This is a genomic window from Micromonospora sp. WMMD975 (genome assembly GCF_029581215.1).
In the GTDB taxonomy this organism is placed as follows: domain Bacteria; phylum Actinomycetota; class Actinomycetes; order Mycobacteriales; family Micromonosporaceae; genus Micromonospora.
The window spans coordinates 2809989-2827152 of the sequence record NZ_CP120739.1 but is presented as its reverse complement, the minus strand read 5'-3'; the positions used below and the strand labels follow the sequence as shown (position 1 = coordinate 2827152).

The window sequence follows — 17164 nt, the reverse complement described above, 5'->3', positions numbered from 1 at the left end:
CCGGTCAGCCGTCGACGGGCCGGGCGGCCCACTCCGCCGCGATCCGGTCCGGGTCGCCGACCCGGAACTCCGGCGGCTCGTGCAGCAGGAAGTCCCGGTGGCTGATGTTCCACGCGTAGGCGCCCGCCATGGCGAACACCAGCACGTCGCCCACGCCCACCGGGCCGGCGTCCGCCGACCGGGACAACACGTCCTTCGGCGTGCACAGTTGCCCGACCACGGTCACCGGCCCGCCGTCGGTGCGCGGGCCACCGCCGTCGCGCCGCCGGTGCACGGTGAACGGCTGCGCGTGCCCCTTCGCCGCCGGCGTCCGCAGGTGGTGCGTGCCGCCGGCCACCACCGCGAACCACTCGCCGTACGAGCGCTTCACGTCGATCACCTCGGTCAGGTACGCGCCGCAGTGGACGGTGACCGACCGGCCCGGCTCGATCCGCAGCCGCACCCCCGGGTACGCGTCGAGCACGTCGCCGAGCGCCCGGCCGTAACCGGCCCAGTCGAACCGGGCCGCCGGGTCGCCGTAGTCGACGGCCATGCCGCCGCCCACGTCGACCTCCCGCGCCCCGACCTCGGCGACCGACCACCGGACCACTGCCTCGGCCACCGCCCCGGCGAGCGGGGCGTCCAGCCCGCTGGCCAGGTGGGCGTGCACGCCGTGCACCTCGACCCCGGCCGGGGGACGGCGGGCGCACGCCACCGCGTCCGCCGGGTCCATCCCGAACGGGCTGGGCCGTCCCCCCATCACCAGGCTCGCCCCGGGCACGTCCAGGGGCAGGTTCACCCGCAGCAGCACCCGTGCCGTCCGGCCGGTGGCCACCGCAAGCGCGCCGAGGCGACGCAGCTCGGCCGGGGACTCCACGTGGATCCGCGCCACCCCCGCGCCGAGCGCGGCGCGCAGGTCCGCGTCGGTCTTGCCCGGCCCGGCGTACCCGGCGGCGGGCCGGCCGGGCAGCACCTCGGCGAGGCGGCACAGCTCGCCGCGGCTGGCGGTCTCGAAGCCGTCGACGACCGGCGCGAGCGTGCGCAGCACGTCCGGCTCCGGGTTGGCCTTGACCGCGTAGAGCAGCTCGACCGGCCGGGGCAGCGCCGCGCGGATCGCCCGCGCGTGCCCGGTCAGCGCGTCGAGGTCGTGCACGTACACCGGACGGGTCACCGGGGACCGCCGAACGGGTTCGGCACCGGCACGAACGGCGCGGCCCGGTCCGCGTCCCGCCGCCACCGCACCAGCAGGTTCGCCTTCGCCACAAGTGGATCACCGGCAAGCAGCGCGCGCAACTCCGGCGGATCGCCCAGCTCGGCGGCCACCGCCGCGACCACCGCGCGCACCTCCCGCCACAGGGCCGGCTCGATCCCCGGCCGGGCGTCGGCCAGGGCGCCGCAGACGCCGGCCAGGTGGTTGACGAACAGGCAGTAGACGACGCGGCGGCGGGCGTCGTCCGGGCCGTACCCGGCCTGCCGCGGCACCCCGTCCGGCCAGGCGGTCCAGCGGCTGGTGTCGAGCTTCACCCCCTCCAGGTCGCGCAGCAGCATCCGGGCCGGGTGACCGTCGGCGTCGCGCACCACGACCACGTTCTGCAGGTGCGGCTCGTGCACCACGCCGTGCCGCAGCCAGGCGCACAGCACGGCCGGCACCAGCAGCCCGACGTAGCGCCGCCACCAGCCCACCGGGTCGGTGACCGGCAGCGGCGCGGCGGCGAGCGCCGCCGCCAGCACCGGGGTCTGCCCGGGCCGCAGGTGGGCGCGCAGCCCGGTGCGCAGGATCGTCCCGTACGCCTCGTCCGCGCCGGGGCAGTCGACGGTCCGGTAGGCGGGTTCGGCGAGCAACGCCACGCCGTCGGGCAGCGGGATCCCGGCGAGCAGTCCGGTCAGCGCGACCGCGCCGGTCAGCTCGTACCTGGCGTTCTTGCGCAGGCAGTTGGTGATCCGCACGTGCAGGCTCGTCTTCACGAACAGGTCCGCGTCGGGGGAGTAGAGCGTGCGGACGCTCGCGGTCGGCCGCACCGGCGCGCCGGCCGGGCCGAGCCGGCGTACCCGGGGATCCGCCGGCGGCACCAGGGTCAGCTGCCACGGGTGCACCGGCAGCACCAGGTGCCCGGCCGGTGGGCGCGGCGGGTCCAGGGCGGCCAGCAGCTCCTCGACCGGCCCGGCCTCGGCCACCAGGTCGTCCGGCACGGCGAGCCAGTGCAACCGGAACGCGGCGCGTAGCTCCGGCGCGTACGCCCGCCAGCCGTCCGGATCGCCGCTGCGCCACTTCGGCGTCGGGTGGTGCGGGTGGCCCAGGACGAGCGACTGCTCGGACGCCACGTAGGCGTCGAGGGCCGCGTCACCGGTCGGCGTCGGGTCGGCGGCCGGCCGCCCGGCCAGCAGCCGGGCCACGACGTCCCGGCTGGCTAGCACCTGCCCGATGAACTCGGGATTGTCGCGGCCGGTGCGCGCGGTCAGCTCCGCCGCCACCAGCCCGGCCAGTCGCTCGGCGTCCACCCCGGCCCACCGGCCGCCGTCGAGCCGGTGTCGCACCGGGCCGTGGTAGCGGTGCGCGCCGACCGGCGACACCCGGGTCACCGCGCACCGCAGCACCACCCCGGTCGCGCCGAGCCGCACCCGTACCTCGTCGGGGGTCACGGTGACCGCGCCGGCCGGCGCGGCGACCTCGCGGACCAGGCAGCCGAACACGGCGTGCGCGGTGGCCAGGTCCGCCGGGCGGGTGTGCGGCGCCGCCCGGCGGCGCAGGCCCGTGCTCGTCATCGCGTCTCCCGCAGGTAGTTCGGGCCGGTGCGCCGGTAGTACTTGTTCACGTCGGCGCAGCCGAGCCGCTGCTTCGGCAGCAGGGTGCCGGCGGTGACCATCGCCTTGACCGGCAACCGGTCGGCCCGCAGCACCCGCTCGGTGAAGGTCCGCGCCGCCGGCCCGTCGCCCCACCGGTCCCGCGCCGCGACGAGCCGGGGGGCCAGCGCGGCGGCCGGCGACGGCACGGGCACGCCCCGGGCCGCAAGCGCCAGCAGCGGCGCGGCGGCGGCCAGGTGCAGCGTGATGGTGACGAACACGTCGGCCAGCTCGCCCGGGTCGGCCGCCCACATCCGGGCGTCCCGCAGGGTCACCCCGTCCCGGTGCCGCCGGTCGAGCCGCGCGCCGTCGTCGTCCTTGTAGAGCAGGCCGAGTGTCCCGTCCGGCCGCAGCAGCAGGTGGATGTTCTGCGGATGGGCTTCCAGCGCCACGCCGTAGCGCAGCCACAGGCAGACGTGCCAGTCGAGCAGCAGGTCCAGATAGGACTCCAGCACGGCCACGGGACGGTCGCCGCCGATCCGCTCCAGCACGGTGCCGCCCGCCGGGTCCGGCGCGGCGAGCGCCGCCACCGGCACCACCCGGGTGCCGGACAGGTCCCGGGGGAACCGGCGGAGCAGGAACGCCGGTCCGTCGGCGTCGCCGAGGTGACCGTAGGTGTGCTCGTCGGCGTGCCGGATCCGGCCGGCGAAGGCGGGTTCGGCGGCGGCGATCCGGTCGAGCAGCCCGGCCACCGCCGCGCCGTCGGCGAGGGTGTCCGGTCGCAGGCCGCGCCGGTTGCGGGCGCCGAGCGTGGCGGTGGGCAGCGGCAGCTTGAGGTGGGTGTACGGGTCGTCGGCGAGCGCCACCGTCCGCATCGAGAGGGTGGGCCGCACGGTCACCGCCGGCCGGTCCGTCACCGGCAGCGCGTGCCGGGCCGCGGTGAGCGGGTGCGCCGGGAGCAGCAGGTCGCCGGCCCGTTCCGCCGCCGGCCACCAGGCGGGCAGCGGGCCGGTGAGCCGCACCGCCGCCCGGGGCGCGGCGTGCCAGCGCAGCGTGAAGCGGGGCGCGTGCTCCGGGGCGTACCGGATCAGGTCGTCGTCGTGGAGCCCGTGCCGGCAGCGGTCGGTCGGGTAGACCGGGTGGCCGGCGTGCGCGGCGAGCACGTCGTCGAGCAGCGCCGCCGCCATGCCGGCCGGCGCGGTCGCCCGCTCGGCGGCCACCGCGGCGAACACCGCCGGTCGGACCCGGGCGGCGAGCCGGCGGGCTTGCAGGTCGGCGTGGCACTCGGCGGCGAACGTGCGCCACCCGGCCTCGGCCTCGGCGTCGCCGCTCGGGGTGAGCAGCACGAGCAGGCCGTCGAGGGTGTCCACCCGGCGGTCGCCGCCGCCCGCGACGCGGACGTCCACGGCGGCGGTCGCGCAGCGCAGCGCCGCCTGGAAACCGTCCACCCGGACCGGTACGCGCAGCAGCCCGGCCGGGCACGGGGTCTCCCACCGGTCGCCGACGAGCCGGCCGTGACGCAGGAGACCGAGGTGGTCCTCGCGGAGCAGGGCGTCGAGCACCCGGGCGAACACCTGCCGCTCGCTGGCGTCGATCATCAGGTGATGGTCCAGCTCAGCTCGCGGCGGAACGCGGCGAGCGCGGCCCGCACCCCGTCCGGGTCGGGGCCGATGCCGTGCAGCGCGGCCAGGTAGTCGCGGTTGGTGCCGGTGTGCTCCGCGACCCGGCCCACCTGACGCATCGGCCGGCAGGACAGCCGGACGCCGTCGCGGACGGTGTCCCGCCGTCCGGGTGCCGCGACGAGCCGGCCGGACCGGTCCGCGCAGACGTACTCGACCCGGGCGTGCCGGTCGAGCGTGGCCGGGTCGGGCAGGTCCAGCGCGGCCAGCGGCTCGCCCAGGTGCAGCCGGATGACGTGGGCGAACAGCGGCACCCCGAGCAGGTCGGTGAGGATCAGGTCCATCCGGTCGCCGATCAGACGGTCGTTCACCTCGATCAGCCGGATCCGGTCGCCCCGCACGACGTACTCGGTGTGGCAGGCCCCGAAGCCGACGCCGAGCGCGTCGAGCAGCGTGCCGAGCCGGGCGCGGTGGGCCGGCGGCGGGGGTGACCAGTCGAGGCTGACCTCGGTGAAGGTGGGTGGCGGGCCGAGGCCGGTGTGCCAGCCGCCAAGCGTCGCGAGCGAGCGTCCGTCGCCGAGCGTGTCGTAGGTGTGCAGGTCCCCGGTCAGGTACTCCTCGACGACGAGAGCCACCTCCGGTCGTCGCCGGCGGATCGCGGCGACCCGGGCCGCCAGGTCGGCCCGGTCGGTGACCAGGTACGCGTCCTCGCTCGCCACCCCGTCGCGGGGCTTGACCACCGCCGGGAGGAGGCCGTCCGGCACGTCGGGCGGCGCGCCCGGGTCGACTGTCACCACGCGGACCGGGTCCAGGCCGGCGCGGGCGAGCGCGCGGCGCATGGCCGCCTTGTCCTTGCACCGCCGGGCCGCGTCCGGGTCCTTGCCGGGCAGGCCGAGCTTGCCGGCGGCGACGGCGGTCGCCTCCTGGAGGTGGTCGCTGTTGGACAGCAACGCGGCGGGCGGCTCGGCCGCCGTGGCCGCCACGACAGCCGCCGCGTCGCGGACCGCGCAGCGCCGCACCGGCGTGCCGGTGGGCCACTCGCCCGGCCGGTCGGTCAGGACGGTGACCGGCCGGTCGAGCGCGTCGGCCGCCGGGAGGAAGCCCTCCAGGACGGCGTCGGTGGGGTTCAACGCGGTCAGGTACAGCCGCATCCCGCCTCCTCGCGCTCACGTTTAGGCAAGCCTATCCTAAACATCCCATTCTGCGAGGTTCGCCACGTCGACCGTCGGGGGCATCGGTCACCGGGGCGTCGGTCATCGGGGCGGTGCGAACCGGGCCAGCGGGTTGGCGAGGGTGCCGGCGAACTGCAACGCGGCGGACGGGTCGGCCAGGTCCACCATCTGCCTGTTGTTCCTCAGCTGGAGCCGGTTGAGGCAGGACAGGGTGAACTCCGGCGCGAACAGGTCGTGCCGGCGCATCCGGTCGGCCAGGTGCGGCACCGTCGCGGCGTAGCCGGTGGCGCACTCGGCCACGGTGCGCCAGAAGTCGTCCTGGTCGAGCACGCCGCAGGTGTGCAGGGCGGCGCTCAGGTGCCGCAGGAAGCAGTCGAACACGTCGGTGAAGATGGCGAGGATCTTCTCGTCCTCCGGGATCGCCGCCCGGACCCGCCGGACCTGCTCCGGCAGCTCCGCGTCCGGGTCCATCACCACGATCTCCTCGGCGATGTCCTTGAAGATCACCCGTTCCACCACGCCGTTGTCGAGCACCAGGATGACGTTCTCGCCGTGCGGCATGAACGCCAGGTCGTGGGCGTACAGGCTGTGCAGCAGCGGCACCAGGTAGGCGTCCAGGTAGCGGCGCAGCCAGTCCGCCGGCGGCAGCCCGGAGGCGTCGATCAGCGCGCCGGCCAGCGGGCGACCGTCCCGGTCGAGGTGCAGCAGCGACGCCATGGTGGCCAGCCGCCGGCCGGGCGGCAGGCCGGGCACCGGGCTCTCCCGCCAGAGCGCCGCGAGCATCTTCCGGTACGGCGAGGAGCGGTCAGTGGCCGCCTCGTACTGCCGGTGCCGGTAGCCGACCGCGGCCCGCTCCCGCAGGATGGTCAGGCCGGCGCGGCGGAACACCGGGTCGCCGTCGATCAGCGCGGCCAACCAGTCGTTGATCGCCGGCGTGGCCTCCATGTACGCGGCGGACAGGCCCCGCATGAAGCCCATGTTCAACACCGACAGCGCGGTCTTGACGTAGTGCCTCGCCGGGTCGGTGACGTTGAAGAAGGTACGGATGGACTGCTGGGCGAGGTGCTCGTCCGGCCCCTCGCCGAGGCAGACCAGCCGCCGCGTGGCCACCTCGCCGGCGAACGTCACGGCGAGCTTGTTCCACCACTGCCACGGGTGCACGGGGATGAGCAGGTAGTCGGCCGGGTCGAGGCCGAGCCCGGTGAGCGTGGCGGCGAACCGGTCCAGCGTCTCGTCGCCCAACTCGGCGCGGACGAGCGTGTCGTAGTCGAGGTCGGCGGCGGCGGTGAACGTGGTGTGGTCGCGGTGCGCGGCCAGCCAGAGCAACCGGACCGGGGCGGCGGCCTCCGGGGCGTACCGGTGGTAGTCGTGCGCGCCGAAGCCGAGCCGGCCGTTGTTCGCCACGAAGCAGGGGTGTCCCTCGGTCATCTGCGTCTCGATGGCCTGGAAGTCGGCGGCGGCCAGCTCGGCGGCGGTGACCGGCGGCTTGCCGAGCTTGTACGCGGTGCCGGCGAGGGTGGAGGTGATCTCCTCCAGATAGACCGGCAGGACCGCGTCGGTGAGGCCGAGCGCGCCGCGCAGCTCCACGCAGAGGTCGACGGCGTCGGGCGGCAGTTCCGCGCCGTCGCGGTGCCGGGTGATGCTGGCGGCGTCGATCTGCCAGTGGTCCAGCGCCAGCCGCCGCGCGGCGAACCGGTACTCCACCGTGCCGTCGTCGCCGCGCACGACCCACCGTCCGGGCCCGGCCGGCTCCGGGACGATCAGGCGTTCGTGGGCGAACTCGGCGAGCGCCTTGCGCACCAGCAGCCGGTTGGCCGTCGCCCACGCCTCGGGGGTCAGGTGGTCGATCATGCCCGCTGGTCTCCTTCGATGGCTTTCCGGAACCGCTCGCGGGTGCAGACGCTGAGGAGCGCGTCCTTCTCCGGTTTGCGGATCTCGCCGACGACGGTGAAGCCGACGGCGGCGTTGAGCGCGTGCACGGCGGTGTTGCGCACGTCCGGCTCCACCACCACCCGGCGGGTCGCCGGGTCGGCGAACAGCCAGGCCATGATCGTGGTGAGGACCGCGTGGGTGAAGCCGTGCGCCGGGGTGTCGGTGGGTGCGCAGAGGAAGTGCATGCCGACGTCGCCGGGCTCCGGGTCGTACAACCCGACCAGCTCGACCCGGGCCGGGTCGTACCGTTCGGCCAGGAACGCCGGCCGGCCGCGCCACGAGCCGAGGTACGCGGCGTGGTGCGGATGGGCGGCGATGAGCCGGTACGCCTCGGCCACACCCGCCACGTCGGCGTCGCCCATCAGCCAGAACGCCGCCTTCGGATGGGTGACCCAGCGGTGCAGCAGCGGCGCGTCCGCGTCGGCGTCCAGCGGGCGCAGCGTGAACGCGCCGAGCCGGTCGTCCCGATGCGAGAACGTACTCACGAGGCCACCCCGAACTCCTGGAACGCGATCGTCTTCTCGATCGGGTAGTGCTCCCGGCCGGTCAGCTCCCGGATGATCCACGAGTTGCGGTACGGGCCCATGCCCAGGTCGGGGGAGGTGATGCTGTGCGTGTGCGTGCCGCCGTTCTGGAGGAACACGCCCCGGCCGGTGTGGTCGACGCTGTAGTTGCGGGCCACGTCGAAACGGCCGTGGGCGTCGAAGCGCAGCCGGTCGCGCACCGGCGCGAGGAACTCCGGCACCCGGTAGTGGTAGCCGGTGGCAAGCACCAGGCCCTCGGTGTCGAGGGTGAACGCCCGGTCCTGCTCGGTGTGGCGCAGCCCGAGCCGGTAGCGGCCGTCGACGTGCTCGGCGTCGACGAGTTCGGTGTTCGTCAGCAGCCGGGTCGGCGCCGGCCCGCGCAGGCTCTTGGCGTACAGCGTGTCGTAGATGTCGTTGATCAGGTCGGCGTTGATGCCCTTGAACAGCGGCTTCTGTGCCGCCTCCAGGCGGTAGCGGGTCGGCTCGGGCAGCGCGTGGAAATAGTCCACGTAGTCCGGTGAGGTCATCTCCAACGTCAGCTTGGTGTATTCCAGCGGGAAGAACCGGGGCGAGCGGGTGACCCAGGTGAGCTGGTAGCCGTACGTGTCGATGTCGGCGAGCAGGTCGGCGTAGATCTCGGCGGCGCTCTGGCCGCTGCCGACGACGGTGATGCTGCCCTTGGCGCGCAGCGCCTCCCGGTGGTCCCGGTAGCGGGAGTTGTGGATCAGGTCGCCGCCGAGGCCGGCGCAGGCCGGCGGCAGGTACGGCGGGGTGCCGGTGCCGAGCACCAGGTGCCGGGCCCGGTGGGTGACCGGCCCGTCCGGGGTGTCGGCGTGCACCACGTAGTGGTCGCCGTCGTGCTCGACCCGGGTGACGGCGTGCCGGAAACGCAGGTTCGGCAGCTTCGCGGCGGCCCAGCGGCAGTAGTCGCTGTATTCGGCGCGCAGCGGGAAGAAGCTCTCCCGGATGTAGAACGGGTAGAGCCGTCCGGTCTCCTTCAGATAGCTGAGGAACGAGTACGGCGAGGTGGGGTCCGCGAGCGTGACCAGGTCGGCGATGAACGGCGTCTGCAACCGGGTCGAGTCGAGCATCATCCCCGGGTGCCAGTCGACGCCGTCGCGGGCCTCCAGGAACAGCCCGTCCAGGTCGTCGAGCGGCGCGGTGAGGCAGGCCAGGCCGAGGTTGTACGGGCCGAGGCCGATCGCGATGAAGTCCGGCATGTCTCTCCTCACCCGACCGGGGACAGCGTGGCGGCGGTCCCGGCGTACCAGGCGGCGTGCTCGGCGATCAGGTCGAGCACGGCGGCGATGTCGTCCACCGTGGTTTCCGGGTTGAGCAGCGTCAGCTTCAGCCAGTGCGCGCCGTCGACCTTGGTGCCGGCGACAAGCGCCGCGCCGGAGGCGGCGAGGGCCTCGCGGGCGTGCAGGTTGGCCTCGTCGACCAGGTTCGGGGCCGCGCCGGGCGGCGCGTACCGGAAGACCACGGTGCTGAGCGCGGACCGGGCCGCCACCTCGAAGCGGCTGTCGGCGTCGAGGTGCCGCCAGGCGTCGGCGGCCAGGTCGACCACCTGGTCGAAGAGCGCGCCGACCGCGTCCGGTCCCATGATCCGCAGGGTCAGCCAGAGCTTGCAGGCGTCGAACCGACGGGTGGTCTGGATGCTCTTGTCGACCTGGTTCGGGATGCCCTGCTCGACCGCCCGGGCCGGGTTGAGGTAGTCGGCGTGCCAGGTGGCGTGCCGCAGCGTGCGGCCGTCGCGTACCAGCAGCGCGCTGGAGCTGACCGGCTGGAAGAACGACTTGTGGTAGTCGACGGTCACCGAGGCGGCCCGCTCGATGCCGTCGAGCAGGTGCCGGCGGGTGGGGGAGACCAGCAACCCGCAGCCGTACGCGGCGTCCACGTGCAGCCAGATGCCGGCGGCGACGCAGATGTCGGCGATCTCCGGCAGCGGGTCGATGGTGCCGAAGTCGGTGGTGCCGGCGGTGGCGACCACGGCCATCACCACCTGCCCGTCGCGCCGGCAGCGGTCGATGGCGCGGGCCAGCTCGTCGGTGCGCATCCGGCGGCCGGCGTCGGTGGGCACGGTGAGCACCGCGTCGGCGGCCAGGCCGAGCAGCTTGGCGGCCTTCTGCACGCTGAAGTGGCCGGCGGCGGAGGTGATGATCCGCAGCCGGGCGAGCACCTCGGGCCGGGCCGGGCGGGTGGCCGCGGAGCCCACCTCCCGGCGGTACGCCTCCTCCCGGGCCAGCAGCATCGCCTGGAGGTTGGACTGGGTGCCGCCGCTGGTGAACACGCCGTCGGCGGCGGCGCCGAGGCCGATCCGTCCGGCCGTCCACTCGATCAGCCGCCGTTCCATCAGCGTGGCGCCGGCGCTCTGGTCCCACGTGTCCAGTGAGGAGTTGACGGCGCTGAGCACCGCCTCGCCGAGCAGCGCCGGGATGACCACCGGGCAGTTCAGGTGGGCCAGGTAGCGCGGGTGGTGGAAGTACACCGCGTCGCGCAACCAGACGTCGTGCAGCTCGTCCAGGGCGGCGTCGGTGTCACCGAGCGGTCGGTCCAGGTCGATGCCGCCGACCAGCGGGGCGAGGGCCTCCGGGGTGATGCCGGTGCACGGGCGGTCCACCTCGCCGACCCGGCGGGCGACCCGGTCGACGCCGCGCGCCAGCACGTCCCGGTATCGCCCGAGCGAGTCGGCGTTGAACAGGTGGGCGCGCGCTGCGGTGCCGATCGAACTCATGCGACTTCCCGGTAGTCGTGCGGACAGGAACGCGGCCATGGCCACGCGGACATCAGGTTAGGGTAGCCTTACCTAACAATCAAGTCCGGCTCCCGCACGGAAGTCGGCCGCGACACCGCCCCGGAGGGCGGGAACCGCCGCTGGTGTGCGACACCCACCACGACTCCCGCGGCGACGAGCACAAGGGACGCCAGCGCCACCGCCGGATAACCGAACCGCTCGGCGGCGGCGAGCCCGACCGAGGCGGCCACGAACGAGCAGACCAGCCCGAACGACGACAACACGGTGAAGTCGGTGCCGCCGCTGCCGGGCCGGGAGTAGTCCATGTTGACCGTGTAGAGCACCACGTTGGCGATCGTGTAGGCGACCAGGAAGAAGGACAGCGCGGCGACCGTGCCACCAAGGGGCGCGCGACCGTTCATCAGCGGCAGCAGCGCCACCGTGGACAGCGCCAGGGTCACCCCGCCTGCGACCAGCACACCGGCCCGGCCGAACCGGCCGACGCCGATCCCCGCGACCAGCCCGGCCACGATCGCCGGCACGCTCGTCACCACGCCTGTCACCACGCCGATCCGCCCCAATGACCAGCCGGCGTCGACGAGCGCGGGCGTCACGAGCGCGTACGCCATGCCGGCGCCGACGTAGACGAGCGGCACCACGCCGAACGTCCACCACCGGCAGCCGGGCTGGCCGAACACCGACACCAGCGCCCGGTACGCGGCGCCGATCCGGACCGCCCGGTCGGTGCGCTCCGGCTCCCGGAACCGCCACACCACGAGCAGCCCGACCGCGGTCAGCGCGGCCAGCAGGCCGATCGCCGGCGCCCAGCCGAACATGTCGTACACCAGCACGCAGGCGCCACCGCCGAGCAGGTTGCCCAGATAGCTGGCCGCCACCTGGATGCCGTTGCCGGTGCCCCGGTCGGCGGCGGTCAGCAGCCGCACCGCGACCGCGTCGGCGGCGATGTCCTGGGTGGCCGAGAAGAACACGAACGCGGCGCAGACCGCCACGACCGGGCCGAGCTGGTCCGCCGGGCGGGAGAACGGCAGCAGCGCCAGCAACGTCAGCACCAGCGCGGTCTGCAACACCAGCAGCCAGGACCGGTAGTGGCCGCGGCGCCGGGAGCCGTACCGGTCCAGGATCGGCGCCCAGAGGAACTTGATCGGCCAGATCAGGCCGACGACCTGCACCAGCGCGAGCGTGTCCAGCGAGGTGCCGCCGTCGCGCAGGATGGCGGTGAGCCCGACGGTGATGAAGCCGACCCCGAGATACTGCGTGACGTAGAGCGCGGTCAGCGTGCCGAGACGCCCCATCAGACGGCCCGCCAGTAGCCGAGCGAGGTGAGCTGGTGCTTGCCGACGCCGAGCGTGCGCCGCAGGTGCCGGGTGAGGTCGCGGGTGGTGGCCGCCTCGCAGGCCAGCCAGTAGTGCGCGGACCCGGCGGCGGGCAGCGCCGCGCGGACCGTGTCGACCAGGTGCCGCCCCGCGTCGCGCCGTGGCACCCAGGTCACGTCGTGGTGGGCGCGGGCGCGCGGGGTCAACGCCTTCTCGCCCTCGTGCGCGTACTCCAACCAGACCGTCGCCGGGATGTCGGCGCCCGCGTCGAGCAGGCTGTTGACCGCCGGCAGCGACGCGGCGTCGCCGACCAGATAGAGGTGCTCCGGGGCCGGATCGGGAAACTGGAACGCGCTGCCCTGCAGCGTCGCGTCGATGGTGTCGCCGACCGTGGCGGCGGCGGCCCAGTTGGCGGCGCAGCCGTCGTGCAGGGCGAACTCCAGCGTGAACCGTCCGGTCGCCGGATCCGGGTCGACGAGCGTGTACGCGCGCTGGTGCGCCCGCCCGCCGTTGTCGAACCAGAGCCGGATCCACATGGTGGGGTGCGTACCGTGCGCTGTGAGCAGGCCGCCGTCGTCGAGGAGCAGGCGCTGGTAGTGCCCGTCGACCGACTCGGTGCCCAGCACGGTGAGCCGGAAGTCCCGGCCGCCCATGGCCCTCAGCACCAGGCCCTCCCAGTTCCGTTTCACGAATCCCTCCCGGTAAGGTCGACCTCAGTTAGGGGAGGGTAACCTAAGTGTCTAGTCGAGGGAACTGCCGTCCGGTCGGGCCGAGCCGGTGACGCGCGTCGATCGCGACCGGTGGGGCGTGCCCCAACTCTGGGCCGGCGACACCGACGCGCTGGCCCGCCTCCAGGGCCGCGTCGCCGCCCTGGACCGGGCGTGGCAGATCTGCGTGGAGCGGTGGCGCGCCGAGGGCCGGCTGGCCGCCCGGGTCGGCCCGACCGAGCTGGCCTGGGACCGCTTCGCCCGGCGGGCCCGGCTGGACGACACGGCCCGGCGCTGCCACGAACGACTCGACCCGGACACCCGCCGGTGGGTCGGGGCGTACGTCGACGGCGTCAACTCCGGGCTCGCCGAGGGCGCCGCCGCCGCACCCGAGTTCGCCGCCACCGGCAGCGCCCCCGAACCCTGGCAGCCGTGGACCCCGCTGGGCGTCTTCCTCGTCCAGCACGTGCTCTTCTCCACCTTCCCGAACAAGCTCTGGCACGCGCACGTCGCCCGCACGCTCGGCCCGGAGGCGGTCGGCCTGTTCGCCGTGGAGGGGCCGGCGTCGTCCGGCAGTAACGCCTGGGCGCTGCCCGCCGACCCGGCCACCGGACGCGGCCCGGTGCTCGCCGGCGACCCGCACCGGCTGCTCGAACTCCCCGGCATCTACCAGCAGATCCGGCTGGCCTGCCCGGAGTTCGACGTGGTCGGGCTCGCCTTCCCCGGCGTACCCGGGCTGCCGCACTTCGGCCACGCCGGGCACGTGGCCTGGGCCGTCACCAACGCGATGGCCGACTACCAGGACCTCTACCGCGAGCAACTCCGCCGCGACGGCGACCGGGTGCTGGCACGCGGCCCGTCCGGCTGGCTGCCGGTCGCACGTCACGTCGAAGAGATCGCCGTGCGCGGCGGCGCCCCGGAGACCGTCGAGATCATCGAGACGCCGCGCGGCCCGGTGATCGACCACGACCGGGTCACCGGCGAGGCGATCAGCCTGCGCACGCCGAGCCGGGTCGAGGCCCGCCTCGGCTTCGAGGCGCTGCTGCCGCTGCTGCGCGCCCGCCGGGCCGGCGACGTGGCCGACGCGCTGCGCGGCTGGGTCGAGCCCGTCAACAGCGTGCTCGCCGCCGACACCGGGGGCGCGGTCCGCCGCTTGGTCGCCGGCCTGGTCCCGGTACGCGACGAGCGGTGCCGCCGGCAGCCGGTGCCCGGTTGGGAGCCGCGACACCACTGGCGCGGCGACCACCTGCCGATGGTGGACGAGACCGTGTCGGGCGGTGACGGTCGCGCGGGGCGGGCGTTCGACGGCTCTGTCGATGGTCGTGCGGGCCCGGCGTTCGGCGGCGCTGTCGATGGTCGCGCGGGCCCGGCGTTCGGCGGTGTCGCGGTCTGCGCCAACGACCGGCGCGCGGATGTCGCCGGACACGGGGTCGACTTCGCGCCGCCGCACCGCGCCCGGCGGATCCGCGCCCTGCTCGCCGACGGCGTCGGGTCGTCCACCGTGCACACCGACGCCCGACTCCCGGAGACACCGACGTACCGGCTGCTACGCCGGCTCGACCCGGCCCGGCTCGACGCGCCGGCCCGCGCGCTGCGCGACCGGCTGCTGTCCTGGGACCGGGAGATGGCGGCCGACTCGATCGAGGCCGGCGCGTACGCGGCCTGGCGGTCCGCGCTCGCCCGCCGGCTGGCCGCCCACCCGTCGCTGCGGGCGCTGCACCAACCGTCCGGGTACGACGAGCTGTTCACCCCCTGGACCGACCCGGCGACCCGGATCGGCCTGGCCCTGGACCAGCTCGTCGAGGCCGGGCTCGACGCCGGGGCTGCCGGGCTCGATGCCGGGGCTGTCGGGTTCGATGCCGGCGCTGCCGGGCTCGATGCCGGGGCTGCCGGGTTCGATGTCGGGTCGCCCGGGGCTGCCGGGTTCGATGTCGGGTCGCCTGGGATTGCCGGGTTCGATGTCGGGTCGCTCGGTGGCGACGCGCTTGTCGAGGTGGCCGCCGCGCCGCCGCCCGGGGCGTGGGGCCGGCGGCACCTGCCGCACCCGGTGCACCTGGGCGTGGCTGCCGCAACGGTGGACGCCGTCGCGGCGATGCGGGAGCGGGTGGCGCTCGCCGGTGACACCGACTGCGTTCTCGCCACCGCCAGCGTGCCGGGTGTCTCCGACGACTGCTGGCGCGGCCCGGTCGCCCGCTACGTGTGGGACCTGACCGACCGGGCGGCCAGCCGCTGGATCGTCCCGTTCGGCGCGTCCGGACGGCCCGGAGACGCGCACTTCACCGACCAACTGACCCACTGGGCGGCCGGGACGCTGATCCCGGTGCCCACCGGCCCTCTCGCAAAGGACGACACCATCGTGATCCCCCTGGAACGGACTCCCCTCGGCGACCTCGCGTTGGAGCCGGTGCGGCCGGACCGGCACGCCGAGCTGCTGCACAGTTGGGTCACGCTGCCCCGCAACGCGTTCTGGGGGATGGGGTCGCACACCCTCGACGAGGTACGCGAGGTCTACACGTTCCTGGACGGGCTGGACACCCACCACGCCTACCTGATCCTGCTCGACGAGCAACCGATCGGGCTGTTCCAGACCTACCGCCCGGAGGCGGACCCGGTGGGGGAGCGGTACCCGGTCCAGCCCGGCGACGTGGGAATGCACCTGCTGTTGAACCCGCCCCGGCGGTACGCGCGCGGGCTGACCGCCGCCGTCGCCCCGGCGCTGGCCCGCTTCCTGCTGCGGGACCCGGCGGCGCGGCGCATCGTGGTCGAGCCGGACGTGCGCAACGAGGCGGCGCTGCGTCGACTGCGGACGGAGGGTTTCACGTTCGCCGACGAGATCGACATGCCGGACAAGCGCGCCCAGTTGGCGTTCCTCACCCGCGAGCGCTTCGAGACCACCTGACCGAAGCCGGTCCGGCGAGCGCGTTCCCTTGATCCACTCCACTCCGGCGAGGTGGTGGCATCCCGGCCCCTCCGACCCCGCCACTTCGCCGAGCTGGTGTCGAGGGCGCGCTCAGCCCTGCCCCGTGCCGCTGGAGGCGACGCCCGGCGGGACGGGGCGCCATCCGCGAACCCGACCCGTCCCGGGAGGTCACACCTGGAGCGGCGCTCCACGACCGGTTCCTCGGCTGGGTCCGGCGTCTCGCGGTGACGCGACGACACCCGTCGTCTAAGGATCTTGGAAGGAGCTGGCCCCTATGGGGGCACGTTGCTTCCAAGATCTACAAGCGTCCTGGAAAGTGGGAGGGAAATCCCTCATTGTGGGCGGGAGGCGTCGTGCTGCGGCCACCCTGCGCCGGCCAGGCCCGGTCCGAGCCGGTCCGAGCCCGGTCCGAGCCCGGTCTGAGCCGGTCCCGCAGCGCGGCGGGACCGGCTCCAGGAACCCGCTCAGTTCAGGTGTGCCAGCAGGGCGGTGGCCATGCCCTGCTCACCTCGGGCGTTGGGGTGGAACGGGGCGGCCGAGTTCTGCGGCACCAGGCCCTCGACCCAGCGGGTGCCGCTGCTCTTGCACGCGTCCCGCCCGATCGACGGGGTGTAGACGTCGGCGTAGCTCGCGCCGTTCGCCGCCGCGGTGTCGGACAGCATCGTGTTGAGCGCCTTCGCGACGCCGCGCAGGTAGGGCACGTCCTGGTAGGCGATCGGCACCACCGGCCAGCAGCCGTACCCGCTGTCCGGCACGATCGCCGGGTAGCCGAGCACCACCACCCGCGCGTTCGGCGCGGCCTGCCGCACCGACCGCAGCACCGTGGTCACCTTCGGGGCGGCGGCGGCGATCCGGGCCCGGAGCTGGTCGGTGCCGCCGGCGGTGTACCGGTTCTTGCACGGTGAGCCGAGCGGGCTGCTGAGGCTGTCCTCCGCGCAGGCGCTGATGATCCCCGAGAATCCGATGTCGTTGCCGCCGATCTGCACCGTCACCAGAGCGGTGTTCGAGGTGACGGCGTTGAGCTGCGGCGGCAGGTTGATGCCGAGTTGCCCGCTCCCGCCGTACAGGATGTCGTCGGTGGTGGCGCCGGAGCAGCTCACGTCCGCGAACGACGACGAGCCGGCGGACGCGGCGACCAGGGACGGATAGTTGCGGTTGGACCGCAGGCAGTTCAGGTCGACCTGGGTGGGGATGAGCGGGCCGGCGGTGTACGAGTCGCCGAGCGCCACGTACCGCCCGGAGGGCACGGCGGCGTGCGCGGGTGCGGTGACGGCGAGCAGCACGCCGGCGGTGGCCGCGGCGAGCGCGGCCAGTCGTGCGGCCGTACGCGCGAACGGCAGGCGGGGACGGTTCATGGCGCCCTCCCGGAGCGGGATCATGGGGGTGGTGGTGCCGAGAGTCTGTCCGCGCCTATGAGATCCGTCAATATAGATGGCCCTCACTAAATGCGAGCCGGGTATGT

At 74.5% G+C, this 17164-nt stretch carries 12 protein-coding genes and 1 pseudogene; 2 read left to right on the top strand and 11 right to left on the bottom strand.

The genetic code is table 11. The annotated features are described in order from the left end of the window. Positions 1-4 precede the first annotated feature (4 nt). The 10 genes from O7613_RS12275 to O7613_RS12230 all read right to left on the bottom strand — a co-directional run bounded on the left by O7613_RS12275 (position 5) and on the right by O7613_RS12230 (position 12764). Positions 5-1150, bottom strand: coding sequence for an alanine racemase (locus tag O7613_RS12275; protein WP_282293921.1), 1146 nt, complete (start codon positions 1148-1150; stop codon positions 5-7). Continuing rightward, positions 1147-2742: an IucA/IucC family protein gene (locus tag O7613_RS12270; RefSeq protein WP_282293920.1), complete on the bottom strand. Its 1596-nt coding sequence runs from the start codon at positions 2740-2742 to the stop codon at positions 1147-1149. Before O7613_RS12270 ends, O7613_RS12275 begins: the two co-directional genes overlap by 4 nt. Next, complete coding sequence (locus O7613_RS12265; protein WP_282293919.1) at positions 2739-4358, bottom strand: IucA/IucC family siderophore biosynthesis protein; 1620 nt, start codon at positions 4356-4358, stop codon at positions 2739-2741. The genes O7613_RS12270 and O7613_RS12265 overlap by 4 nt, the downstream gene beginning before the upstream one ends. Then, positions 4358-5530 (bottom strand): siderophore biosynthesis protein, encoded by a 1173-nt coding sequence (locus tag O7613_RS12260; protein WP_282293917.1) that lies wholly within the window; start codon positions 5528-5530, stop codon positions 4358-4360. Before O7613_RS12260 ends, O7613_RS12265 begins: the two co-directional genes overlap by 1 nt. 102 nt (positions 5531-5632) lie before the next feature. Continuing rightward, positions 5633-7402: an IucA/IucC family siderophore biosynthesis protein gene (locus tag O7613_RS12255; protein ID WP_282293915.1), complete on the bottom strand. Its 1770-nt coding sequence runs from the start codon at positions 7400-7402 to the stop codon at positions 5633-5635. Continuing rightward, positions 7399-7968 carry a GNAT family N-acetyltransferase gene (locus tag O7613_RS12250; RefSeq protein WP_282293913.1) on the bottom strand — a complete coding sequence of 190 codons (570 nt, stop codon included), beginning with the start codon at positions 7966-7968 and terminating at the stop codon, positions 7399-7401. Before O7613_RS12250 ends, O7613_RS12255 begins: the two co-directional genes overlap by 4 nt. Further along, positions 7965-9227, bottom strand: a complete 1263-nt coding sequence (locus O7613_RS12245) for a SidA/IucD/PvdA family monooxygenase (protein ID WP_282293911.1) — start codon at positions 9225-9227, stop codon at positions 7965-7967. The genes O7613_RS12250 and O7613_RS12245 overlap by 4 nt, the downstream gene beginning before the upstream one ends. 8 nt (positions 9228-9235) lie before the next feature. Then, the gene (locus O7613_RS12240) at positions 9236-10741 is read right to left on the bottom strand and encodes an aspartate aminotransferase family protein (protein ID WP_282293909.1); all 1506 of its coding nucleotides are present in this window, start codon (positions 10739-10741) and stop codon (positions 9236-9238) included. Positions 10742-10809: 68 nt separating this feature from the next. Beyond that, entirely contained in the window at positions 10810-12054 is a 1245-nt protein-coding gene (locus tag O7613_RS12235; protein ID WP_281588615.1) for an MFS transporter, read from the bottom strand. Beyond that, positions 12054-12764: a siderophore-interacting protein gene (locus tag O7613_RS12230; protein ID WP_282293908.1), complete on the bottom strand. Its 711-nt coding sequence runs from the start codon at positions 12762-12764 to the stop codon at positions 12054-12056. The genes O7613_RS12235 and O7613_RS12230 overlap by 1 nt, the downstream gene beginning before the upstream one ends. A gap of 88 nt (positions 12765-12852) precedes the next feature. Here O7613_RS12230 and O7613_RS12225 point away from each other — a divergent pair. Next, positions 12853-15111, top strand: a pseudogene (locus tag O7613_RS12225) (penicillin acylase family protein); the annotation flags it as partial. Between the two features lie 27 nt (positions 15112-15138). Continuing rightward, positions 15139-15681: a GNAT family N-acetyltransferase gene (locus O7613_RS12220; RefSeq protein ID WP_282294526.1), complete on the top strand. Its 543-nt coding sequence runs from the start codon at positions 15139-15141 to the stop codon at positions 15679-15681. A gap of 485 nt (positions 15682-16166) precedes the next feature. On the opposite strand, the gene O7613_RS12215 is transcribed toward O7613_RS12220, so the two are convergent. Then, the gene (locus O7613_RS12215; protein ID WP_282293907.1) at positions 16167-17057 is read right to left on the bottom strand and encodes an SGNH/GDSL hydrolase family protein; all 891 of its coding nucleotides are present in this window, start codon (positions 17055-17057) and stop codon (positions 16167-16169) included. Positions 17058-17164 lie beyond the last annotated feature (107 nt).